Below are 22,891 nucleotides of genomic sequence, written 5' to 3'. Positions count from 1 at the left end.
ACCCACCGCCTCCCCTAGGATGAAAAGGCATGCAAACCACCAGCGACGTTCTGATGATCCGGCCGGTCCGCTTCCTGTCCAACCCGCAAACCACCGCCAGCAACGCCTTCCAGAACCGGGAACGGGACGCCGCCGAGGCGCAGCGCGCCGCGCTGGCCGAATTCGACGCCTATGTCGATGCGCTGCGCGACTGCGGCGTCAATGTGCTGGTGGTGGATGACACCCATGAGCCCCACACGCCGGACTCCATCTTTCCCAACAACTGGCTGAGCCTGCATGCCGACGGCCGGGCGCTGATTTACCCGATGGAGGCGGAAAACCGCCGGCAGGAACGGCGCCAGGACATCCTGGACGCCATCGGAAAACAATTCGATTTGCGCCGCGCGGTCGACCTCAGCCCTTTCGAGCGCGACGGCCATTACCACGAGGGCACCGGCTCCATGGTGTTCGACCACTCGGCCCGCATCGCCTATGTCTGCCGCTCGACGCGCAGCAGCGAGCGGGTGATGGAAGCGGTGGAGCGGGAAATCGGCTATCGGCCGTTCTGGTTCGGCGCGGCCGACCGCGCCGGCAAACCCATCTTCCACACCAATGTGATGATGAGCGTGGGCCGCGCGCTGGCCGTGGTCTGCCTGGAATCGGTGGCCGACGCCGGCGAGCGCCGCGCGCTGCGCCATTCGCTGGAGCAAGGCGGCAAGCGCGTCGTCGACATCGACTACCGCCAGCTGGAATGCTTCGCCGGCAATATGCTGGAGCTGTCCGCCGCCGACGGCGCGCCGGTGTTCGCCTTGTCGCGCCAGGCCTGGGAGGCGCTGACGGCGGAACAGCAAGGCCTGCTCTCCAGCGAGGCCCGCATCGCGCTGGCGCCGATCGACACCATAGAGCGGCTGGGCGGCGGCGGCGCGCGCTGCATGGTGGCGGAGATTTTCCTGCCGCGCCGAAGCGTGGCTCAACCCTAGCCGATGTCGCCGGCGCCGGCCGACAAGAAAAAAGGCCGCACGAGGCGGCCGCAAAGGGGTAGATGGTTGAATGTCATGAACATGATCATTCCATTCATAACAATTTAGCACATAGGCATTCTTTAGCAAGCTTGCTTGACTTAATTTTTATTAAGAAAAGCTTGATTGTTCACAAAGCTATTACATTAAATTTGGCAACTTTACTGACTTTTATGCCGATCATTTGGCAATCAGTGTCCAAATTTCAACGAAAACAGAATATCGCTGACCAAGGCCGATCCCAGGAAGGTGCCGCTGAACACCAGGATGGCGATCACCAGCAGACGCAGGCCGTCGCGCTTGAAAATGGCCGCTTCGCGCCGGGTCACGGCCAGGCCGGCGTAGGCCAGCACCAGCGTCGCGCAGGCCAGCACGTCCACCTGGCTGAAGCACTGGTTGCGCCACTCGCCGCCGGGCAGGCCCGGCAGGCTGGCCAGCACGCCCAGGATGGACAGCCAGATCAGCGTCGGGATCTTCAGCGGCAGCCAGCGGTTGAGCAGGCGGCTGGCGAAACAGATACCCAGCACCATCGCCACGCCCAGCAGCACCGCGGCCAGCTCTTTCTTGGGGCCGATCAGATGGCTGAGCACGATGATGGCGCCGGCCATCAGCAGGTTGGCGGCGAAAGCGCCCAGCCCCAGCTCGGGCTCTTCCGATTTCAGCAGCTCGGCGTCGGCGGCGTCCATCCGGATGGCGGCTTGCGGCCGGGGCGCGCGCAGGCGGCTCAGCAGCGCGTACAGCTTATTGGCGAACGGCAGCGCCACGTAGATGCCGAACAGCACGCCGGTGGTGGTGGTCAGCAGGTTGCTGGCCGCCGCCAGCGCCATCAGCGTGTCCTTCTGCTCCGGCAAGGCGGTGATCAGCGTGCCGGCGCAGGCGGCCATCATGCTGCCGCTGCCGACGCCGCAGGCGATGGCCAGCGCCTTGTCGCTGAACAGATTCCAGGAATGCACCACCGGCACGATCAGCGAGAAGAAAATGGTGCCGAACATGGTGCCGATCGCGTAGACGCTGAGCGCGCCCATGCCTTCCGGGCTGCGCAGGCCGTAGCGTTCGGAGATCACCGCGATATTGGGTTCGCGGTCGATGGAAAACGTCGCCCCCACCGCCTCGCGGCCCATGCGGAACAGCAGCACCGCCACCGGCATCGCCACCAGCGCGGTGGCGACATTGCCCAGCTCGTGGAAGATCAGCACCGGCCCCGCCGCGACGATGGCCTGGAACTGCGGCCCCAGCAGCGTGGCCAGCTTGGCCACCAGCGGCAGCACCGCGATGATGATCACCTGGCTCAGGGTGGCGCTGACGTCGCGGCTCACCCAGCGGCCGGCCAGCGGATTGACAGCCGGGTTGCACATCATGCCCAGCACGAAGGCATACAGCAGCGGCAGCAGGATGATGCTGCCCTTGCCCACCGAAAACTTCTGCACGTAGATCAGTTCGGCGACGATCACGATGCCTATCGCCATCAGGTGGGCCAGACGGTTGAATCCCGCGCCCGCAGCCACCCCGCCGCCCTGCAATTGCCCAACACCCGCATGCGCCATGCTTTTATTCCCGTTATTGTTTTGCGGCCGCGGGGGCCAACGTGGTTTCCACCAGCTTGATCCAGTACGCCGCGCCTATCGCCAGCGCCTGATCGTTGAAATCGTAATGCGGGCTGTGCAGCCCCGCGCTGGGCGCCGGACCGTCCACGCCCAGCCAGGCATAACAGCCGGGACGCTCCTGCAGCATGAAGGCGAAGTCTTCGGACGCCATCGACGGCCGCATATTGGTGCGCACGTTCGCCTCGCCCAGCAGCTCGGCGGCGACGTCGGCCGCCCGCCAGGTTTCCGCCTCGGCGTTGATGGTGGCCGGATAGCGGTACCAGTAGTCCATCTCCGCCTCAACGCCCATCGCCAGCGCGATGTGGTCGACCAGCGCGCGCATCCGGCTCTCTATCACCGCCTGCACCGTGGGATTGACGTAGCGGACCGTGCCGCGCAGCAGCGCCTGCTCGGGAATGATGTTCCAGGTGGAGCCCGCCTCCACCTGGGTGACGGACAGCACCGCGCAATCCAGCGGATCGACGTTGCGGCTGACGATGCTCTGCAGCGCCGTCACCAGCTGGGACTGGGCCGCGACCACGTCGCGGGTGCGCTCCGGCATCGCGGCGTGGCCGCCCTGGCCGCGCAAGCGGATCTCGAACAGGTCGAAGGCCATCATCATCGGGCCCGGATGCATGGCCATCTGTCCCAGCGGCAGGCCGGGCCAGTTGTGCATGCCGTAGACGCCGTCCACAGGAAAGCGCTCGAACAAGCCGTCTTCCAGCATCTCCTGGCCGCCGCCCTCGTTCTCCTCGGCCGGCTGGAAGATGAACTGGACGGTGCCGTCGAACGCGCGGCTCTCGGCCAGATGCCTGGCTGCGCCCAGCAGCATCGCGCAGTGGCCGTCGTGGCCGCAGGCGTGCATGCGGCCGGCGTGCAGCGAACGGTAAGGCGCGTCGCCCTCTTCATGCAGATGCAGCGCGTCCATGTCGGCGCGCAGGCCGATGGAGCGCGCGCCGCCGCCGGCGCGCAAGGTGCCCACCACGCCGGTGCGGCCGATGCCGGTCGCCACCTCCAGCCCGAAGCCGCGCAGCAAAGCGGCGATCTTGCCCGCGGTGCGGTGTTCGTCGAACGCGGTTTCCGGATGGCGGTGCAGATCCTGCCGCCACGCCGCCATGTCCTGCACGGCGGCATCGGACAGCATCGCGAATCCGCCCAACCGGCCTTGCCTGTCTGCCTGCATACCCTTCTCCCGATTCGCGGCAGCCAAGTCCAATGGACTGAATAACCACACCGCGAAAGTACCTTGTCATTATGAGCGGGGATTGTAAGCAAATGACAAACAATTCTCCAACATCATAGAATGGTTTCTTTGTTGCCTTTAAGGCAACACAACTAATCAGGATGAAACATGGAGTTCAATGATCAGCGCGTCCGCTACTTCTTCGAAGCGGCCCGGCTGGGCGGCGTGCGCGCGGCGGCGGACCACATGGACATCGCCGCTTCCGCGGTCAGCCGGCAGATCCGCCAGCTGGAGATGGAGCTGGGCGCCACGCTGTTCGAACGCCACCGCCGCGGCTTCCAGCCGACCGAAGCCGGCCGGCTGCTGCTGGACTATCACAACAAGCAGCTGAGCGAGCAGGAAGCGGTGATGACGGCGCTACGCGAATTGAAAGGCATACACCGCGGCCATGTGTCCGTGGTGACCGGCGGCGGCGTGATCAGCGATCTGATCGACGCCATCCATCCGTTTTCCCAGCGCTATCCGCAGATCACGGTGGGTATCGATATCCGCGGTACCAACGACATCGTGCGTACGGTGCTGGAGGACCGGGCGCATATCGGCATCGTGTTCTATACCGCGCCCAATCCCTTGCTGAGGGTGCATCGCAGCTCGGTCCAGCCGCTGTACGCGGTGGCCACGCCCGATCACCCGCTAGCGCGCGCGAAACGCCCCATCAGCCTGGAAGAGCTGGCGCGGCACAAGCTGGCGCTGCCGGACGTGAGCTTCGGCGTGCGGCAAATCCTGCGCGACGCGGAAAGAGCCGAACAATGCCAGCTGGAACCGGCCATCGTCACCAATTCCTACCGGGTGATGATTGAATACGCGCTGACCGGGCAGGCGGCGACGGTGCAGCCGCTCTTCGCAGTCCGGCGCGAGCTGGAAAACGGCCAATTGCTGGCCATTCCGATCGAACAGCGCAACCTGCAGCAGGCGGAAGTGCATCTGATCACCCATCAGGGCCGCCGGCAAAGCCCGGCAGCCGCCAGGCTGCTGGAGATGCTGGCCGGCTCCATGCCGTCCTTCCGCGACGGCGCCGTTACGCCGTAGCGTCCGCGAAGCTCCGCGCCAGTTCCGCGAAGGCGCGGGCGGCGGCGCTGCGATAGCCGTCCCGCTTGGTCAACAGCGCGGCCTGCCGCCCCGGCAAGGCCGGCTCCAGCGCCAGCACCGCCAGCCCGGGCTGGCTGGCGGCGACGGCCGCGGGCAGGATGCCGGCCAATCCGCCGTGGCGGATGATCTCCACCGCCGCGCCCATGCCGTTCACCTCGATCGCAGCCCTGGGCCGGATGCCGTGGCGGAGGCAGTAGTCGTCGACATGGCGGCGCGTGATGAAATCCGCGCTCAGCAAAACCAGCGGCATGGCCTCCAGTTCCGCCAGGGACAAGGCGTCCCTCCTCCCCGCCAGCGGGTGCCCCTCTCCCGCCACCAGCGCCAGACGCTCGTCCAGCAAGGGTGCCGCCTCCACCTCCAGCGTGCCCGAGGGCGCGAAGCCGATGCCGATATCGAAAGCGTCGTCGGCCACCCCGGCCTCCATCGCCTCTTGCGACATCTCGCGCACAATCAGCGCGATGCCGGGATGGCGCTGATGGAAGCGCGCCAGCAGCGGACCAGCCAGCCAGGCGGCGAAGGTAGGGGTCATCGCCAGCCGCAGCTGCCCGCGCTGCAACGAAGCCACGTCGTGCAAGGCGCGCCGGCCGGCCTCCAGATCCCGCAGCGCGCGGCGGGCGTAGACCCGGTAGGCGCCGCCGGCGTCGGTCAGCCGCAGCTGGCGGCCGCTCCGGTCGAACAATTCCGCGCCCAGCGCCTCTTCCAGCTGGCGTATCTGCTGCGACAGCGTCGGCTGGGAAACATGCAGCGCCTCGGCCGCGCGGGTGAAATTGAGATGTTCGGCTACCGCGAGGAAGTAGCGGATGTGTCGTAGCAGCATGAGTCCAAACTATTGGCTATTCCTATGAAAGTCATAATTTACCAGTCTTGGACCCAATAATAAAAGCGGCGCATCATCCGTTCATCGTTTCACCACACGGAGAACCGCCATGCAGGACATCATCGCCGGCACCCTAAAATTCCAGCGCGAGGCCTATCCGGAACGCGCCGAGCTGTTCCGCCGGCTGGCCGGCTCGCAATCCCCCGCCACGCTGTTCATCGCCTGCTCCGACAGCCGGGTGGTGCCGGAATTGCTGACCCAGCGCGAACCGGGCGAACTGTTCGTCATCCGCAACGCCGGCAACATCGTGCCCGGCTACGGCCAGGAGCCGGGAGGCGTGTCCGCCTCCGTGGAATACGCGGTCGCCGCGCTGGGCGTGGCCGACATCGTGGTCTGCGGCCATTCCGACTGCGGCGCGATGACGGCCGTCGCCTGCGGCAAGGATCTGACGGGCATGCCCGCCGTCGCCGGCTGGCTGCGCCACGCCGACTGCGCCAAGGCGATCAGCGACGCCGGCGAGCACGCCGGCCACGACGCCAAAGTGAATGCCATGGCCCGCGAGAACGTCATCGCCCAACTGGCCAATCTGCGCACCCATCCCGCAGTGGCGCTGGCGCTGAGACAGGGCCGGCTGCGCTTGCACGGCTGGATGTACGACATCGCCAGCGGCGACATCCAGGCCCTGGATCCGGAGCAAGGCCGCTTCGTGCCGCTGCGAGATTGCCCGCAGACGGCGGCCATGCTGGACGACGCCGTCCGCCAGCCCTGAACCGAAACCATCCCCGCGCGGCGGCGCGCCCGGCCTTTCATGGCGTCCCCAGCCGCGCTCCACCCCAAGCAAGGAGAATCAATATGCAATCCCAATGCCAGCAAGCCCCACGCCAAGCCCTGACCGACGCCATCATCGCCGCCAAGGCGCGTAAGCGCCTGAGCTTCGAGGAGATAAACCAGGGCACCGGCCTCAGCATCGCCTACACCACCGCCGCGCTGCTGGGCCAGCACGCGCTGCCGGAAGAGGCCGCCCGCCTGGTGGCGGACCGTCTGGAACTGGACGACGACGCCGTCGCGCTGCTGCAGACCATCCCGCTGCGCGGCAGCATTCCGGGCGGCGTGCCGACCGACCCCACCATCTATCGCTTCTATGAAATGGTGCAGATCTACGGCACCACGCTGAAGGCGCTGGTGCATGAGCAATTCGGCGACGGCATCATCAGCGCGATCAACTTCAAGCTGGACATCAAGAAAGTGGAAGACCCGGACGGCGGCCAACGCGCGGTGATCACGCTGGACGGCAAGTACCTGCCGACCAAGCCGTTCTGATTATCCCCGCGGGCGGATCTGCGGTCTCTCCCGAGCCGCATCCGCAGCAGCCGCCGGCATCGCGCCGGCGGCTGAACCGGCGCCGCTAGCCGCGCGCGGGCTCCGGCGCGCGCTCGGCCAGCATCAGCGCCACCGTGGCCATGCCCAGCATGGCCGCCACGGCCCCGGTCAGAAACACCGCGCCGTAGCCGAAGCTGTCGGCGAACAAGCCGGCCACCGGCCCCGTCAAACCATAGGCCATATCCTGGAAAGCCGCGAAGCCGCCCAGCGCGGTGCCGCGCAGATGGGCGGGCACGCGCTTGATCACCTCCACGCCCATGCCCGGAAACACCATGGAGCAACCAACGCCGGTCAGCAGCGCCCCCAGCAGGGCGGCGGCCGGCGTGGCCGCGCTCCAGATCAGCCACTGGCCGACGGCCTCCACCGCCAGCGAGGCCAGCGCCACCTTCGCGCCGCCGATGCGGTCCGGCAGATGGCCGCACAACACGCGCACCAGCACGAAGCCGACGCCGAAACCGGTCAGGCCCAGGCTGCCCCAGGCCCAGCCGCGGCTGGAGAAATACAAGGCGAAGAAGGCGCCCAGGCCGGCGAAGCCGACCCCTTGCAGAAAGACCGCCGCGCCCGGCTTGCCGATGCGCCCCAGGATGCGCAGGAAGGACTCCCGCTGGCCGGCATGCGGCGCGATGCGCGGAAACCGCCGGATCAGCAGCAGCCCGGCCAGCGGCAGCAACGCGCAGGCCGCCATCAACGGCCGGAAACCCGCCTGCTGGAACAGCAGCAGCCCCAAGGGCCCACCGGCGGCGAAAGCGCCGTACATCCCCATGCCCACCAGCGACATCACCTTGCCGGAATGGGCCGGCCCCATCAGGCCTATGCTCCAGGCCGCCATGCCGACGATGGCCAGGCTCTCGCCCAGCCCCAACAGCAAGCGCCCGGACAACAGCACGCCCAGCGCCAGGACCGGCTGGTCGGCCAGCCAGGACGAAGCCAGGCAAACCGCGCCGGCCAGCATGTACAGGTACAGCCCGCGCCGCATGCAGGCCTTGCCGCCCTGCTGATCGCACAGGCGCCCGGCATAGCCGCGGGTCAGAATGGTGGAAAAGAAGGTGATGCCCACCGCCAGCCCGCCCAGCGCGTTGCCGTAATGCAGTTGGTCGATCACATAGATGGAGGTGACCGGAAGCGACATCGCCACCGCCAGATAAGACAGGAACAACGCCGCCGTCTTGGCCAACAGGCGGCGGTAAGCTTGAGAAAATGACAGGACTTCGGGCATGGACAGCGGTCTCCGCGCAGATCCCGGCCCGCGCGGCGGTCGCTTCAAGAAGGCAACGCACCGCGCCACGGCCGGGTGGCTAGGGTGCGTTGCTTGACGTAAACGCTTACGGCCGCAGGCTTGCGCCTGACGGCGGATATAGTTCGCCTAACTTATCATTTGCGCCGCCGTCACGCAAGCCCGCGGCCCCCCCTCCTGGCCTCATCCCGGCTCGCCGGCGGCCCCGGCTTCATTTCCGGCTGCTGAAGCAACTGGCACACGCCGCCCATGCTGGGCACCAGGCACAGGGGCGTGCCCGGCGGCAGGCCGGCGTCCGGCGTCCCTTCCGCCACGCTGTCCGCTCCGCGGCTGGTTTCGAGCGGCGTGTAGTCCAGGCGCGGCAGCAAGGTCGGCGCCAGCACTTTCAGCACCTGCACCGGCAAGGCGCTGGTAAACCGGTAATCGGCCGCCTTGGGCCCGGCCACGTAGGCGACGATGGTGCCGAAGTAATGGTCGCCGATATAGAACACGAAGGCGCCGGAGCGGCTGACCACCCGCGCCGAGGTCAAGCCGCCGCCGCGCGAGAAGGTTTTGAAGCGGTTGTCGCCGGTGCCGGTCTTGCCGCCTATCAGCGTGTGCTCGCCCTTCTTGCGGTCGAAGGCGCCGGCTACCCGGTGGGCAGTGCCCTTGTCCACCACTTCGGACAGCACCTGGCGCACCAGTTGCGGAATCTCCGGCGGCAACACCCTCACCCCGCGCGTCGGCGCCTGCGCCAGCGAAGTCTCGTACGGCGTGGCCTCGGCGAAGCGCATCTTGTCGATGTAGACGGTGGGCAGGCGCACGCCGTCATTGGACAGGATGCCCATCAGCTCGGCCAGGGCCGCCGGCCGGTCGGCCGAAGCCCCCAGCGCGGTGGCGTAGGACGGCACCAGGGAGTCGAAGGGATAGCCCATCCGCTTCCACGCCGCGTGTATCTTGCGGAAAGCGTCGGTTTCCTGGATCTGGCGGATGCGGTTGTCCTGGCCGCCCTTGTGCTTGCTGTTGAACAGCCACTGGTAAACTTCCTGGCGCTGTGCGGCGCTGGCCTGGACCATCTCGCTCCAGCCCGCGTCGGGATGCGCGTGCAAATAGGCGACCATCCACAATTCCAGCGGATGGACCCCGGCCAAGTAGCCCCGGTCGGCCAGGTTGAAGCGGTCCGGGCCCAGCTCGTCGTACAGCTTGGCCAGCGTCGCAGGCTCCAGCTTGGCCGGCGGATTGGCGTGCTTGGCGATGAAGGCCGCCATCGCCTGCTGGTCTTCCGTCGGGCGGATGCTGCGGAAGATCACCGCCAGCCGCTTGGGACTGCGCCGCGCCTTCTCCACCAGCAGCGCGTCGATCTGGCTCACATCCTTGCCGCGGTACTTGTGGTAGAAGCCGGCCATGAAGGTCTTGCCTTCCTTGTCGGCGAAGCGCTGCAGGTATTCGCGCCGGCGCGGGTCCTCCTTGTCGCCCATCAGGGTATCGTCGTAACCGGCCGGATACATGTAATAGCGGACGATGTCGCGCATCACCCGGATGTAGACCAGGTTCACCGAGCGCTGGGTCGCCTCGCGCAAGCTCAGGATGCGGCCATTGTCGTTCTTGTCGAAATTCTCGAAGGTGTGGCGCCCGCCGCCGGTGAAAAAGCTCTCTCCCGGGCTGGCGCTGTACTTGCGCTCCAGGGAGGCCGCCAGCATCGCCGGCAGGCTGCGGTCGTCGCTCTGGCGCAGATAGTCTATCGCCCAGCGCCGCAGCACCGACTCATGCTCGCCCGATTTGATCTTGCCGAGCGCCTCAGGGCTCAAGTCCGCGTATTGCCGGTGCAGATCGGCGATCACTTCCAGATAGGTGACCAGCGTGCGCAGCTTGGAGGTGGAGCCCAGGTCCAGCTTGGTGCCCTCGTTGATGTCGAAAGGCTGGTCGAAATTGTCGGCCTGCACCCGCACCTTGTTGCCGAACGGCGTGCGCTCGATCAGCGTGAAGCTGTAGGTCACGCCCTCCGGCGAGCCCTGCTGCAGCAGGAACTTGTCGCCCAGGCCCACCGACTTCGCGTACTCGGGGTCGCGCAGCCTCATCAGGTGGTCGGTGACCGACTGCTGCAGCTGCGAATCGAGCGTGCTGTTGACCTCGAGGTCGACATGATCCAGATCATACAGCCTGGGCATGCCCAGCATGCCGGCCAGCTTGATCCGCACCGCGTTGGCGCCCTTGCGCTCCACCAGCGACTTGACCGTCGGATTCACTTTTTCCTTCTGCTGCCGCAGCGACACCTTCAGCGCCGCGTCGCACAGCTCCTGCGAAATCACCTTGTCCCGCGCCATCAGCCTCAGATAGGAATTGGTCAGGTCTTCCAGCACCTTCATGTCGCCATTCAGGTAAGCGGACGGGCCGCGCTGGGAAATCATCAGGCTGAACGCCTCCTTGAACACGGTGGCCTGCTCATCCACCGTCAGCGGAGAGTCGTTGTCCAGCGTGCGGTTCATCTCGTCGAAAGAGCGGCCATACCAGGCCCACATGCCGTCGCCGATGCCGGAGATCTCACCGAAACCGGCGCGAGCCGCCAACGGCACCGTGTTCAGATACTCCACCACCAGCTGGCGGCGGAAAGCGGTGGTGTCCTCGCCGTTGTGGTAGGCGCGCACCGAGGCCGACAACATCTGGCGCAGCTTTTCCTTGGGCGAGCCGGTGCGGCCGCCGGGGGAATGGCGGAACTTCTCGATCTGGGTGGCCAGGGTGCTGGCGCCGGCCGAGTGGTAGCCGGGTCGGAACAGGTGCAGGCTCTCGTCGGCCAGTGCCTTGCCGAAGCGCGACCATTCGATGGCCGGGTTCTGCTGCGGATTGCCATCGTCCAGCAGGGTATGGTTTTCGATGTACAACAGGCCGGCCACCAGCAGCCTCGGCAGCGATTCGAAATTACTGTATATCCGCTGCGGATACTGCGACTGGTAAATGGGCCTGCCGTAGCCGTCCCGCACCAGCAGCCCGGCCTGGTCCTTCTCGCGGTACGGCGGGAACAGGCCCAGCGGCAACAGCGGGCCGGTGACGCCTCGGTCGGTCAGCTTGATCAAATCGGGCGACTGCCTGGCCTGGGCGTCTATCGCGTAGCCGCGCTGCCCCAGCCGCTGCAGGAAGCGCGGCAGCTCGACATAGCCCATGCGCTGGTCATAGGGGCCGCCGGGAGAGGGAAAGCGCACTTCCTTGCTCGGCCCCTGCTCCACCGCGAAAGTGGCGTGGCGGCCGGCGCGGCTGAAGAACATCGACTGAAAGTGGGATGTGTGGATCTCGTTCAGCAGCAGCGAGGCGCCCAGGCCGAACAATGCGATGCCGAGGCCGGCCAACGCCCACCAAACGGAAGAAGACGGTTTGCCCTTGCCCAATCCGAGTTTGGCTTCCGAAGTGTCTATCATGATCAGTCGGCCCTCAGGGCCGCCCCCTTAGCAGGAACTGGAGAATGTCGCCGCCGCTCCGCCCCCCGGCGGCATCCTCTCGGATATCGCTCGCCTGACAGGCTTTATCTCACTATCGGACAGCCTTACGGCTTTACAAGCCCGGGACAACTCTACTCACAATTCCCCTGCGCCGACGCCCGCCCTCTGCGTCCCGCGCGCGCCCTTCGGCTCAGGCCAGCACGCCCGCCGCCAGCGCGGACGCCTGGCCGGCGAACTTCACCACTTTGGCCACAGCCTCGATCGAACGCGCGGTCTGATCCAGCGCCGCGGCGGCCGCGTCGGCCTCCTGCGTCGCTTCGGTCAACGCGTTGACCGCGGCGGCGTACTGGGCGGTGGCATGGTCCAGATCCTTGGCGATGGCCGCCAACGCCTGGCCGGTAAGTGTCTCCTGCAGATCGGAGCATTGACGGCTGACGGCGCCCGAAGTGTCCACCATCAGGTTGTTCAGACGCGACGCCAGGCCGGTCAGCAGCTCCGCCAGATCATGACTATCCATGGTTTGCCTCCTCGTCAACTATTCGGCAGGTCGCGGTACAGCGCCCGCAGGCGGCGCGCCTCCGCGATGAAATCATGCAGCCGGTCAAGCGGCTTGCCAGGCTGATCCAGGCTCGCCCGCAATTGGCGATGCAGTTCCGGGAAGTCCCTCACCGCCTTGTCGGTGGAGGCCAGCGCCTGCTCCAGCCTGTCGTAGCCGGCCAGTTGCGCGGCTACCTGCTGGTCGAAACGGTAACGATCCCAGCTGTGATAGGGCGGGCGCACGCCATCGCGGTTGACCAGCCCCAGATAACGCAAGCGGATATTGAGCACATAGAGCTTCAAATCCTCGTCCACCCGCTCCATCATCTGCGCCAGCGCGTCCAGGCCGGGCTGGGCGCGGTCCATCACGCCGCGCAGCCCCTCCCGGCGTTGGGCCGCGAGCATGGCCTGGCCCAGCGCGTCCACCGCGATGGCGACGCCATTCGCCGCCTGGGCGTCCAACGTCCCGGCCGGCAGGCCGCGCAGGCTGGCCGCCAAATCCTGCGACGCGCGGTCTATGTCCTCCATCTTGCCGCCGCCCGCCAGTTTGGCCAGCGCTTCCGAGTAGCAGCTGAGCGCGTCCAGCGTAGCAGTCACCCGGGACAGCGGCGCGCTCAGATCGTAGCTTTCGCCTTGCGCGTTCACCAGCGGGAAGCCCTGCGCGCCGACCTTGCGGTCCGGATAGCCAAGCACCGCGCTGTCGCGCGCGTCGCGCTGCAATTGATCGAAGCTCGCCTGGGCGCCGCGATTCACCTGGACGGCGGCGTCTCTCAAGGCGATGAATTTTCCGCTGTCCACGCTGCCGGCGCAGCCGGCGAGCAGCGCCATAAGCAGCGCGGCGGGCAACAGGAATGAAGGAGTGGACATGGCGCGACCCTGCGATTGACGATGACGACCGGACCGCCTGGCGGGGCCGGCGATGACATGCCTTTCAGATATAGTTCGTCATCAAATCAAGGCAAAGCGATTGCAAGCCGCTTAAGTAATACGCCGTACTCCCCTCTTGCCCATGAACGCCGGCGCCATGCCGGCGTGAACGGTCAGCGCGGACGCCACGGCTGGCCGCGCCCCACCAGCCGGCGCGACAACAGCGACGCCGCCAGCGAGGCCAGCGCCGAGCTGAGCACGATCAGCGTCGCCATCGCGGCGGCGGCGGCGGTGTCGCCGGCGTCGTCCATGGTCACGATGGCCACCGCCGCCAGGCTGCGCTCCGGCCCGGCGATGAACACCAGCGCCGACAGCGTGGTCATCGCCGACACGAACAGGAAACGCGCCACGTCCAGTAGCGCAGGCAGGCAAACCGGCAGCGTCACCCGGCGCAGCGTGATCCAGAACGGCACCTTCAGCGCGGCGGCCACCGCTTCGAATTCGCCGTCCATCTGCTTGAGCGCGGTGGCGATGGTCAGATGAGCGGTGGTGTAGAAATGGACGACAGTGCAGGCCGTCATCAGCGTCAGGCCGCCATACAAGCCGTTGAGCGGATTGTCGGGGTGGTTGAAAAAGAACACGTAGCCCAGGCCCAGCACCAGGCCGGGCACCGCCATCGGCAACATCGCGAGCAACCGCAGCGCGCCCCTCGCCAGCGGCGCGGCCGGCAGCTTCTCGCAGCAGTAGGCGCCCAGAAAAGCCAGCGTCGCGCCGATCAGCGCGGTGGCCGCGGCCATTTCCAGGCTGTTGAAATACGCGTCCCAGCCACCGCCGTCCACTTGGTCGAAACGGTAGTGGGCCAGCGTCAGGCTAAGGTCGTATGGCCAATACTTGATGAAGGAAGCCCCCACGCCGACGCCCATCAGCGCCAGCAACGGCATGGCCATGATCGCCAGCATGACGAGCGCGGCCGCGTCCCGCGCCGGGGCCGTGGACGGCGAAAACGGCGTAGACCGCGCCGACAAGGCCGCGCGCTGGCGGCGCGACATCGCCCGCTCGATGAAGCAGGACAGCACGGCCGGCAACAGCAGCATCAGCCCCACCACGGCGCCGCGCGGAAAGTTCTGCTGCCCCACCACCTGCTTGAACGCCTCCACCGCCAGCACATTGCAATCGCCGCCCACCACCTTGGGCACGCCGAAATCGGTGAGCACCAGCGTGAACACCAGCAGCGCCGACGATGCCAGGCCGTAGCGCGCGCCCGGCAGCGTGATGGTGGCGAAGCGCCGCCACGCGCCGGCCCCCATCGCCCTCGCCGCCTCGTACAAGCGGGCGTCGGCGACGGACAAGGAAGTGGAAAGCAGCATGAAGGCATAGGGAAAGGCATAGAACGCCTCGCCGGCGACCATGCCCCAGAAACCGTAAACCGATCCGCCGCCCAGCCAGCTTTTCAACAGGCCCTGGTTGCCAAACAGGTAAACCAGCGAGATGGCCGGCAGCAGAGACGGCGCCAATAGCGGCAGCAGCGCGATCTGGCGGAACGCTCCCCGACCCGGCGCCTGGCTGCGGCACAGCGCCCAGGCGAAAGCGAAAGCCGCCGGCACCACCAGCGCCGACACCGTCAAGGCCAGCAGCAGGCTGTTGCCGGCCGCGCGCATCAGGCCGGGCGAAGCCAGCACCTCTGTGAAATTGCCGAGTCCGGCGAAGTCGCCGTCCATGGTCAGCACCGATTTGCCGAGAATGAACAACAGCGGCAGGCCCAGCGCCAGCGCCAGCAATCCCAGCAGCGCCCAGGCCAGCGCGGCGCCGGCCAGGCGTTCGCCATCCACGCGCAGGGCGGCGGGCAGCCATCGTCGCGCCAGGCTCAGCATGCTGCTTCTCCCGGATAGGCGCGCAGTTGCGCCGCCGGCAGCTCCACCGGCACGATCTCGCCCGGCACCAGCGACTGGCGGTTCAGCATCGACGGGCATACTTCGGCGCGCAGGATCAGGCCGGGCATGCCTTCCGGGCGCAAGCTCAGCCGCGTCATCGCGCCGCCGAAAGACACATCCGCCACCCGCGCCAGCAAAGTGTTGGCCGCCGGTTCCCAGCGCGGCTTGACGATGACGTCCTCCGGCCGGATGAACAGCGTCAAGCCCGCGGCATCGGGCAGATCCCGGGTCAGGCTCAGCACGCAGCCGCCGACCGCCGCCTCCCGGCCGCCGCGGCGCTCGGCCGGCAGCCAGTTGGCGTCGCCGACGAATTCGGCGACGAAGCGGCTGGCCGGGCTGCGGTAGATCTCGGTCGGCGTGCCGGCCTGCTCGATCCGGCCGGCGTTCATCACTACCACCCGGTCGGCGATGGACAGGGCTTCTTCCTGATCGTGGGTGACCATCAGCGTGGTGACGCCCAGCCGCCGCTGCAGGCCCTTCAGCTCCTCCCGCAGCTTGTCGCGCACCCGAGCGTCCAGCGCCGACAACGGCTCGTCCAGCAGCAACAGGCCGGGCGAAGTGGCCAGCGCGCGGGCCAGCGCCACCCGCTGCTGCTGGCCGCCGGACAGCTGCGACGGGTATTTGCCTTCCGAGCCCGGCAGGCCGACGATGTCCAGCAGCTCGCGCACGCGGCGGGCATGGCCGGCCTTGTCGCGGCGCGGCGTCAGGCCGTAGGCGATGTTGTCGGCCACTGTCAGATTGGGAAACAGCGCGTAACTCTGGAACACGATGCCGTAGTCGCGCTTGGCCGGCGCCGCGCGGGTGATGTCGCGGCCGGACAGGCGGATCGTGCCGGCATCCGGCAGATCCAGCCCGGCGATCAGCCGCAGCAGCGTGGTCTTGCCGCAACCGGAGGGGCCAAGCAGACAGACAAACTCGCCCTTGCGGATGGAAAGCGAGGCTTGATCCAAAGCGGTGAAGGCGCCGAAACGGCGGCTGAGCGCATGGACGGATAAATGCTCGGACAAGCCGGACAGGCTATCGACCGGTTTCATCGGGTGCTCCAGTGACCTGAGACTATGCGTGAAACAAACCGCCCCCGGCATGGGGGGCGGCTGCGGGGCGACCGTTCACTCTTTCGGCGCGGCCTTGCTCTCATAGCGGCGCGACCATTCCTTCAGGATGGCGTCGCGGTTTTTGGCGGCCCAGCCGAAGTTGTTCTTGGACAGCCGCTGCGAGTAGTCGACCGGAATGAAGGGGTTCTGCTTTGCCACGCCCGGCATCGCCAGCACCGCGTAGTTCTGCTCGTACAGCTTCATCGCCGGCAGGCTCACCGAGAAGTCGGCCAGCTTCCTGGCGGCGTCCAGGTTCTTGGTGCCCTTGACGATGGCGGTGGCTTCCAGATCCCAGCCTAGGCCTTCCTTCGGATAGATCAGGTCGATCGGCGCGCCCTTCTCCTTCAGCTGCGCGCCGCGGTATTCAAACGAGATGCCGATCGGATACTCGCCGGCGGCGGCCATCTTGCAGGGTTTGGAGCCTGAATGGACGTACTGCGCCATATTGGCGTGCAGCTTGTCCATGTAGTCCCAGCCCTTCTTCTCGCCCATGGTCTGCAGCCAGGCGGACACGTCCAGGTAACCGGTGCCGGACGAGGCCGGATGCGGCATCACGATCTGGCCCTTGTAGACCGGGCGGGTCAAATCGGTCCAGTTTTCCGGCTTGGGCAGATTCTTTTTCGCCGCTTCCACGGTGTTGAAACAGATGGTGGCCGCCCATACGTCCATGCCGGTCCACTTCGGCGGCTTGGCCTTGTCGACAAACTGCGGGCTCAGTTTCTCCACGCCTTTGGGCGCGTAGCCCTGCAGCATGCCCTGCTGGTCCAGGATCATCAGGCTGGTGGCGGCCAGGCCCCACACGACATCAGCCTGGGGATGGTTTTTCTCCGACAGCAGCCGGGCGGTGATCACGCCGGTGGATTCGCGCACCCAGCGGATGTCGATGTCCGGATTGGCCTTCTCGAACGCTTCCTTGTAGTCCTTCACCTGGTCCGCTTCCAGCGCGGTGTAGACGGTCAGCGTGGTCTTGGCCTGCGCCAGCGGGGACAGCAGCCCGGATACGGCCAGGGCGGCCGCGACAGCCATCTGCTTTTTCATCGACGATGCTCCTTGGGTTAGACGTATAGACAAATCTATTTGCACATCGGACTGATTGAAACAAAACAGCGCAACGATAAGCGCCGGCGATGACAGGCCGGTGAATGCGGCATGAAGCTTGTCTTGCCGCGCTAGACCTATGCGGGCGGAAAGCCCCGCGGCTCTTATCTATAGTGAGGACTGGACACAGGCGACGACAGATGAATACGACCCCGCAAAGCCATACGGCGCAGCAGATTTGCCGCTCTCAGGAAATAGCGCTTCGCCCTGGATCCTCGAGAAGGAGCGATGGTTGACCCTGCGCGAGGAAAGCGGCGGCCTGAGCCCGGGCGGAACCCAAGCGAACGGAGCTGAGCAGGCATGAAGTCCAAACGCCTGTCGGACAGCATCATCATCCGCCTGTTGGCGCTGTCCCTGGCCATCATGATCTTCGGCGTGCTGTCGCGTTACTACGCGCTGGGCTCCTTTCTGCGGCAGGATCTGGGCCAGGTCGTGTCCGAGCAGCAGCTGGCGCTGGCCGGCTACGTCGCCCACGACATCGACGACAAGATCAGGCAGCGCAAGGCTTTGCTGTCCCGCCTGGCCACCGCGCTGCCGCCCGAGCTGCTGGACCGCCCAGACGCACTGCGCGCCTGGCTGAAGGAGCGTTACCAGTACCAACCGCTGTTCTCCATCGGCTTGTTCGTGGTGCGGCCGGACGGCCGCGTGATCGCCGATTACCCGGAAGTGCCGCACCGGATGCAGGTCAACTACGGCGACCGCGACTACATCCGTCAATCCCTGCAAGGCCGGTTCTACATCGGCAAGGCGATAACCGGCCGCAGTTCGGGCGTGCCGGTGCTGCCGATGTCGGCGCCGGTGCAGGTGAGCGGCGAAGTGCCGGCGGTGCTGGTCGGCGTCACCGCCATCGCCGCGCCGGGTTTCCTTGATTTGCTGCAGCAATCCCGAATCGGCGATCATCGCGACAGCTTCCTGCTGATTTCCCCGCGCGACCATCAGATCATCACCGGCTCTCAAAGCGAGCTGACGCTGCAGCCGATGCCTGAGCCCGGGCGCGACCCGCTGCACGACCAGGCGATGGCCGGCTATCGCGGCGCGGCGGTGGCGGCCACGCCGCAGGGAGAGGAGGAAGTCCGCGCCATCGTGCAGGTGCCCAGCACCGGCTGGCTGGTGGTGGCCAAGCTGCCCGGCCGGGACGCCTTCGCCACCGTAGCCCGGGTGCAGCACTTCACGCTGCGCCAGGCGCTGATCGCCTTCGTCGTGTTTTCGGTGCTGGCTTGCGGCGGCATGTACATCGTGCTGCGTCCGCTGTTCCGCGCCGCCCGCCACGCCGACCGCATGACGCGGGGCGAATTGCCGCTGGAGCCCTTGCCGATACACCGCAAGGACGAAGTCGGCTATCTGATCGCCTCCTTCAACCGCCTGCTGCGCAAGCTGGAAGACAAGCAGACGGAGCTGGCTCAGATGGCGCACCACGACTCGCTGACCGGCCTGCCCAACCGCTTGCTGCTGTCCGACCGGCTGCACGTGGCGCTGGCCCAGGCCCAGCGCCGGGAGACCCGCCTGGCGCTGCTGTTCATGGATCTGGACAGTTTCAAGATGATCAACGACACCCTGGGCCACAAAGCCGGCGACAAGGTGCTGTGGCAGGCCGCGCAGCGCCTGTCCGGCACCGTGCGCCAGAGCGATACCCTGGCCAGGATAGGCGGGGACGAATTCGTGCTGTTGCTGAGCGATCTGGACGACAAGGCCGAGGACATCGCCCGCACCGTGGCCGACAAATGCCTGGAAGCCTTCGACACGCCCTTCCTGGTCTCCGGCAACTCCTGCCAGCTGGGCATCTCCATCGGCATCGCCATCGGCGACGGCTACAGTAATCCGGACAGCCTGCTGCAGGCGGCAGACCAGGCGATGTACCGCGTCAAGAAAACCGGCAGCAGCGGCAGCGCCACCATCCACCTGTAAGCGCCAGGCGGAGCCGCCGTCATATTCCAGGCGTCATCCCGACCAACCGTTTTGCAATCCGCGAGATCTCTGTCATGAGGCTACTGCAAAAAATCAAGGTAGGACCCAGACTGGCCGTCTCCTTCATGGTACTGCTGGCTTTCCTGCTAGCAATCGCCTCCAGCGTATGGGCCGGGCTGGCCCGCATCGAACAGGCCACCCGCGTCATCGTCAGCGAAGATGCCAGCAAACAGCAGGCGGCCGCCGATCTGGACCGCTACTCGCAAAGCGCGGCGCTGCTGCTTCTGCAAATCGTCTCCACTCCGGACCAGCCGCAGCGCGTGCCGCTGTACGCGGCGATGGATGAGGCCAGCCACAAGGCCAACACCGCGCTGCAGCGCCTGAAGGCCCTGCCCTGGAGCGGGGAGCAGGCCGGCGCGCTGCAACGTTTGGCCGAGTTGCGGACCGCCTACTCCAAGGCCTTCAGCAACACGGTGGACCTGGTGGAAGCCAATGATCCGGCCGCGCTGGCCCGGCAATACGGCAGCCAGACCCGCCCTGCGCTGCAAGCGCTGCTCGGAGCCACCGCCGAGTTAGCAGCGGCCCAGCAAAACCATATGAACGCGGAAATGGCCGATGTGCTGTCGCTGATGGGCGCCACCCGCGGCTTATTGCTGGGCTGCTGCATCGCCGCCGTGCTGGCCGGCCTCCTGCTGGCCTGGAGCGTCACCCGCAGCATCACCCGGCCGCTGGAACACAGTGTGGCGGTGCTGGGTTCGATGGCCCAGGGCGACCTGCGCAGCGAAGTGCACGCCGCCGGCAACGACGAAACGGCGCAAATGCTGCGGCGGATGGCTCAGATGCAGGACGAGCTGGCCGCTCTGGTGCGCGAACTGCGCGCCAGCGCGGACATCGTAGCGGACACCGCCAGCGCCACCCGAGGCAGCGCGGCGGAAGTGGCCGGCGGCGTGGAGCGGCAACAGGCTGAAATCCATCAGATCAATGGCGTGGTCGGAGCCTTCTCCGCCAAGCTGGACCGCGCGGCGACCACCGCCGACCAAGCCAGGCGCCAGGCCCGCAACGCGGCCGATTTGGCCGATCAAGGGCAAAAACTGATCGAAACCGCCTCACACGAAATCGGCCTGATCGCCGGAAAAATCCAGGGCAGCGCCGAATCGGTGGACACGCTGCGCCAGCGCGCCAACTCCATGCACGGCATGATTGAAGCCGTCACCAGCATCGCCGAACAGACCAATATGCTGGCGCTGAACGCCGCCATCGAGGCGGCGCGCGCCGGCGAAATGGGCCGCGGCTTCGCCGTGGTGGCCGACGAGGTGCGCAATCTGGCCGCGCGCACCGCCCAAGCTACCCGGGAGATCAACGAGGTGATCGCCGCGATGGATAACCAAACGTCCGAGGCGATGGGCCGCATCGAACAGGGCCAGCGTGAAATGGCGCGCGGCGTGACGCTGATAGGCGAAATCATCGAACCGCTGACCGAGCTGAAACGCGGCGCCACCGCCACCGTGGGCGAGCTGGAGCGGCTGGCGGCGGATATCGAGGAACAGGTGCGGGAAAGCCAGTCCATCGCCGGCAGCGTGTCGGCCATCGCCCGCTCCGCCGACGAAAGCCTCAAAGCCAGCCAGGATGCCAGTCTCAGCAGCGGCCGACTACAGGAGGTCAGCGCCACGCTGCAAACGCAGATTCGGCGCTTCGTGGTGGACCGCTGATCAAACCGGCTGGCGCGCCAGCAGGGCCAGCAAACACTCGCCGGCCTCGGCCAGCTCGCCGTCGTTCCACAGCACCTCGCACGCGGGCGGCGGCGCAAAGCTGCCCGCCTCCACCAGCCGGCGGGCGATTTCCTCGACCGATTCCCGACCGCGCCCGGCCAATCGCGCCGCCAGCACCTCGGGGCTGGCGGTGATCCACAGCGGACGCAAAGTGGGAAAACACTCAGCCGCCAGCGGCAGCATCGAACGCGAACCGTTCACCACCACGTCCAAGCCCTGCGCCAGCCACATCGCTACCTCCACACCCAATCCATAAGCCAGGCCGTGCCGCCGCCAGCACAAGGCGAAACAGCCGCTCGCCTCGCGGGCAGCGAACTCCTCCGCGCTCAACGCCACGTGGTTCTCGCCGCCCGCATCGGCCGGCCGGGTGATGTAGCGGTGGGCGAACATCACGCCGGCGACTTGCGGCAACCGCTGCCGCGCATAGGCCAGCAGGCTGTCCTTGCCGGCGCCTGACGGGCCGATCACATACCACAGGATTCCGGACTCAACAGTCATGGCGCGCCACCACTCCGTCAAAACCGCAGTGGGCCAGGTAGCGGAACGGCTCGCCCGGCGTCCGCTCGACGAACAGCGCGACGCCCTCGATCTCGGCCGCGGCGGCCAGGCCGGAGAAATGCCGCCTGGCGCCCGCCTCCAGCGTGGCGGCCGTTTGCGATCCGCGCGCCAGGCTGCCGGAAAGCGTCAGGTGGAAACGGAACTGCTCGAACACATATGGGTAGCCCCAGCGCCGGCACAGCTCCTCTTGCCGCGGACTCAGTCCCGGCCTGGACTTGGCCGGGCCGCTCCGGTCCGCCAGCGGCTCCAGCGCCGCCACGCAGGCGGCGGCCAGCTCGTCCAACCGCGGCAGCGGCGCCGCCGGCCGCAGCGCGAGAAAGTCATCCAGCCAGCCCACCTCCAGATTCAGCGCGAACGGCTGGAACGCCGCCGCCAGCCCGGCGGTCCGCCGCAACAGCGCGTCCTCGCCCAGGTCCGGCCGCAAAACGAACGGCGCCTTCAAGGTGGCGTGCCAGCCGTAGCGGGCGGCTTCGCCGGTCAAGCCGGCCAGGCCCTCCGCCCCGATGCCCGGCACCTCAGGCTGAGTCAGGGCGCCGCCGCTCAAGGCATCTCTCCCCAGCCAGCGGCAGCCGGCGCGCCACAGCTCGCTGTCCGGCCTGGGCGCATAATAAATCGCGTAGCGCGTCATTCCTGCTCCATCACCAATTGCACCAGGTCGCCGTTGAAGCAGGTGACACCGTACTGCACCGGCGCGCCGGCCGCGTCGACGTTCAGCGACTTCACATGCAGCACAGGACGGTTCTTGGGAATGCCCAGATAATCGACCGTCTCCGCGTCCGGCAGCCGGGCGGTGACGCGGGTGAAGCGGCGGGTGTAGTCGGCCACGCCGCACTCGGCCAGCGCGAGCGTCACCGAGCGATGCCTCAGATACGCTTCCGGCAAGCCTGGGAACCGGGAAGCGGGAAAGAACATGGTCGCGTAATCCACCACCCGTCCCTCTACCTTGCTCAGGGTCTTGATGCGGTACAGCGTGTCGCCCGCGACCACCTGCAGCAATTCCGACAGCTCGGCGTTGGCCGGCACGGTGTCGCTGTTCAGGATGTCGATGTCCGAGCTGAGGTTCTGCCGCGCCATGTTCTGCGAGAAGCGCGTGCGCTTGCTGATCGCGTAGTCGATCGCATTGTCCTGCACGAAAGTGCCGCGCCCCTGCTCCACTCGCAGCAGGCCGCGCTCCACCAGCGTGGCCACCGCGCGGCGTATGGTGTGGCGGTTGACGCCGAAACGGTCCGCCAGTTGCAGTTCGGTGGGCAGTTGCTGGCCCGCCTGCAATGCGCCGCCGGCGATGTCGGCCGCCAATGCCTCCTCTATCTGCCGCCACACGGCGACGCCGGAGCCTCTCTCTATCATTCCTATCCTTTCGCGTTTCTTAAACGACGTT

At 66.9% G+C, this 22,891-nt stretch carries 19 protein-coding genes; 6 read left to right on the top strand and 13 right to left on the bottom strand.

What is annotated here, in order from left to right:
• Positions 1-29 precede the first annotated feature (29 nt).
• A complete protein-coding gene (ctlX, locus tag VL52_RS09495) occupies positions 30-959 on the top strand; it encodes a citrulline utilization hydrolase CtlX (RefSeq protein WP_046156800.1) in 930 nt (309 codons plus the stop codon).
• Positions 960-1,189: 230 nt separating this feature from the next.
• On the opposite strand, the gene VL52_RS23855 is transcribed toward ctlX, so the two are convergent.
• Positions 1,190-2,542 carry a DUF3100 domain-containing protein gene (locus tag VL52_RS23855; RefSeq protein WP_082113692.1) on the bottom strand — a complete coding sequence of 451 codons (1,353 nt, stop codon included), beginning with the start codon at positions 2,540-2,542 and terminating at the stop codon, positions 1,190-1,192.
• A 13-nt stretch (positions 2,543-2,555) separates the two neighbouring features.
• Entirely contained in the window at positions 2,556-3,764 is a 1,209-nt protein-coding gene (locus tag VL52_RS09485) for a M20 aminoacylase family protein (RefSeq protein ID WP_082113691.1), read from the bottom strand.
• Positions 3,765-3,932: 168 nt separating this feature from the next.
• Between VL52_RS09485 and VL52_RS09480 the strand changes: the two genes are divergently transcribed.
• Positions 3,933-4,853, top strand: coding sequence for a LysR family transcriptional regulator (locus tag VL52_RS09480; protein ID WP_046156799.1), 921 nt, complete (start codon positions 3,933-3,935; stop codon positions 4,851-4,853).
• Here VL52_RS09480 and cynR read toward each other — a convergent pair.
• Positions 4,843-5,730: a transcriptional regulator CynR gene (cynR, locus tag VL52_RS09475; protein ID WP_046156798.1), complete on the bottom strand. Its 888-nt coding sequence runs from the start codon at positions 5,728-5,730 to the stop codon at positions 4,843-4,845. The two genes, VL52_RS09480 and cynR, sit on opposite strands and share 11 nt — an antisense overlap.
• Positions 5,731-5,839: 109 nt before the next feature.
• Here cynR and VL52_RS09470 point away from each other — a divergent pair, with 109 nt between their 5' ends.
• Positions 5,840-6,499, top strand: a complete 660-nt coding sequence (locus tag VL52_RS09470; RefSeq protein ID WP_046156797.1) for a carbonic anhydrase — start codon at positions 5,840-5,842, stop codon at positions 6,497-6,499.
• Positions 6,500-6,582: 83 nt separating this feature from the next.
• Positions 6,583-7,050, top strand: a complete 468-nt coding sequence (gene cynS / locus VL52_RS09465; RefSeq protein WP_046156796.1) for a cyanase — start codon at positions 6,583-6,585, stop codon at positions 7,048-7,050.
• Between the two features lie 85 nt (positions 7,051-7,135).
• Here the strand turns inward: cynS and VL52_RS09460 are convergent, their stop codons facing one another.
• The 7 genes from VL52_RS09460 to VL52_RS09430 all read right to left on the bottom strand — a co-directional run bounded on the left by VL52_RS09460 (position 7,136) and on the right by VL52_RS09430 (position 17,221).
• Positions 7,136-8,326 (bottom strand): MFS transporter, encoded by a 1,191-nt coding sequence (locus tag VL52_RS09460; protein ID WP_046156795.1) that lies wholly within the window; start codon positions 8,324-8,326, stop codon positions 7,136-7,138.
• Between the two features lie 170 nt (positions 8,327-8,496).
• Positions 8,497-11,733 (bottom strand): transglycosylase domain-containing protein, encoded by a 3,237-nt coding sequence (locus VL52_RS09455; protein ID WP_046156794.1) that lies wholly within the window; start codon positions 11,731-11,733, stop codon positions 8,497-8,499.
• Positions 11,734-11,944: 211 nt separating this feature from the next.
• Complete coding sequence (locus VL52_RS09450) at positions 11,945-12,271, bottom strand: hypothetical protein (protein ID WP_046156793.1); 327 nt, start codon at positions 12,269-12,271, stop codon at positions 11,945-11,947.
• A 14-nt stretch (positions 12,272-12,285) separates the two neighbouring features.
• On the bottom strand, positions 12,286-13,158 hold the full coding sequence (locus VL52_RS09445) for a hypothetical protein (RefSeq protein WP_046156792.1): 873 nt from the start codon (positions 13,156-13,158) through the stop codon (positions 12,286-12,288).
• 173 nt (positions 13,159-13,331) lie between these two features.
• On the bottom strand, positions 13,332-15,029 hold the full coding sequence (locus VL52_RS09440) for a putative 2-aminoethylphosphonate ABC transporter permease subunit (protein WP_052729233.1): 1,698 nt from the start codon (positions 15,027-15,029) through the stop codon (positions 13,332-13,334).
• Positions 15,023-16,123 (bottom strand): putative 2-aminoethylphosphonate ABC transporter ATP-binding protein, encoded by a 1,101-nt coding sequence (locus VL52_RS09435; protein ID WP_046156791.1) that lies wholly within the window; start codon positions 16,121-16,123, stop codon positions 15,023-15,025. The genes VL52_RS09440 and VL52_RS09435 overlap by 7 nt, the downstream gene beginning before the upstream one ends.
• Positions 16,124-16,198: 75 nt before the next feature.
• Positions 16,199-17,221: a putative 2-aminoethylphosphonate ABC transporter substrate-binding protein gene (locus VL52_RS09430; RefSeq protein ID WP_046156790.1), complete on the bottom strand. Its 1,023-nt coding sequence runs from the start codon at positions 17,219-17,221 to the stop codon at positions 16,199-16,201.
• Between the two features lie 360 nt (positions 17,222-17,581).
• Between VL52_RS09430 and VL52_RS09425 the strand changes: the two genes are divergently transcribed.
• Positions 17,582-19,186 carry a GGDEF domain-containing protein gene (locus VL52_RS09425; protein WP_046156789.1) on the top strand — a complete coding sequence of 535 codons (1,605 nt, stop codon included), beginning with the start codon at positions 17,582-17,584 and terminating at the stop codon, positions 19,184-19,186.
• Between the two features lie 74 nt (positions 19,187-19,260).
• On the top strand, positions 19,261-20,895 hold the full coding sequence (locus VL52_RS09420; protein WP_082113690.1) for a methyl-accepting chemotaxis protein: 1,635 nt from the start codon (positions 19,261-19,263) through the stop codon (positions 20,893-20,895).
• On the opposite strand, the gene phnN is transcribed toward VL52_RS09420, so the two are convergent.
• The 3 genes from phnN to phnF are packed head-to-tail and all read right to left on the bottom strand — an operon-like array spanning position 20,896 to position 22,860.
• The gene (gene phnN, locus VL52_RS09415) at positions 20,896-21,453 is read right to left on the bottom strand and encodes a phosphonate metabolism protein/1,5-bisphosphokinase (PRPP-forming) PhnN (protein ID WP_046156787.1); all 558 of its coding nucleotides are present in this window, start codon (positions 21,451-21,453) and stop codon (positions 20,896-20,898) included. It lies immediately after the preceding gene.
• A complete protein-coding gene (locus VL52_RS09410) occupies positions 21,443-22,141 on the bottom strand; it encodes a DUF1045 domain-containing protein (RefSeq protein ID WP_046156786.1) in 699 nt (232 codons plus the stop codon). The genes phnN and VL52_RS09410 overlap by 11 nt, the downstream gene beginning before the upstream one ends.
• On the bottom strand, positions 22,138-22,860 hold the full coding sequence (gene phnF / locus VL52_RS09405; RefSeq protein ID WP_046156785.1) for a phosphonate metabolism transcriptional regulator PhnF: 723 nt from the start codon (positions 22,858-22,860) through the stop codon (positions 22,138-22,140). Before phnF ends, VL52_RS09410 begins: the two co-directional genes overlap by 4 nt.
• Positions 22,861-22,891 lie beyond the last annotated feature (31 nt).

It is taken from the genome of Chromobacterium vaccinii (assembly GCF_000971335.1).
Taxonomy (GTDB): Bacteria; Pseudomonadota; Gammaproteobacteria; order Burkholderiales; family Chromobacteriaceae; genus Chromobacterium; species Chromobacterium vaccinii.
Note: the sequence above shows the minus strand (reverse complement) of the source record. Positions and strands in the feature narration are given on the sequence as shown.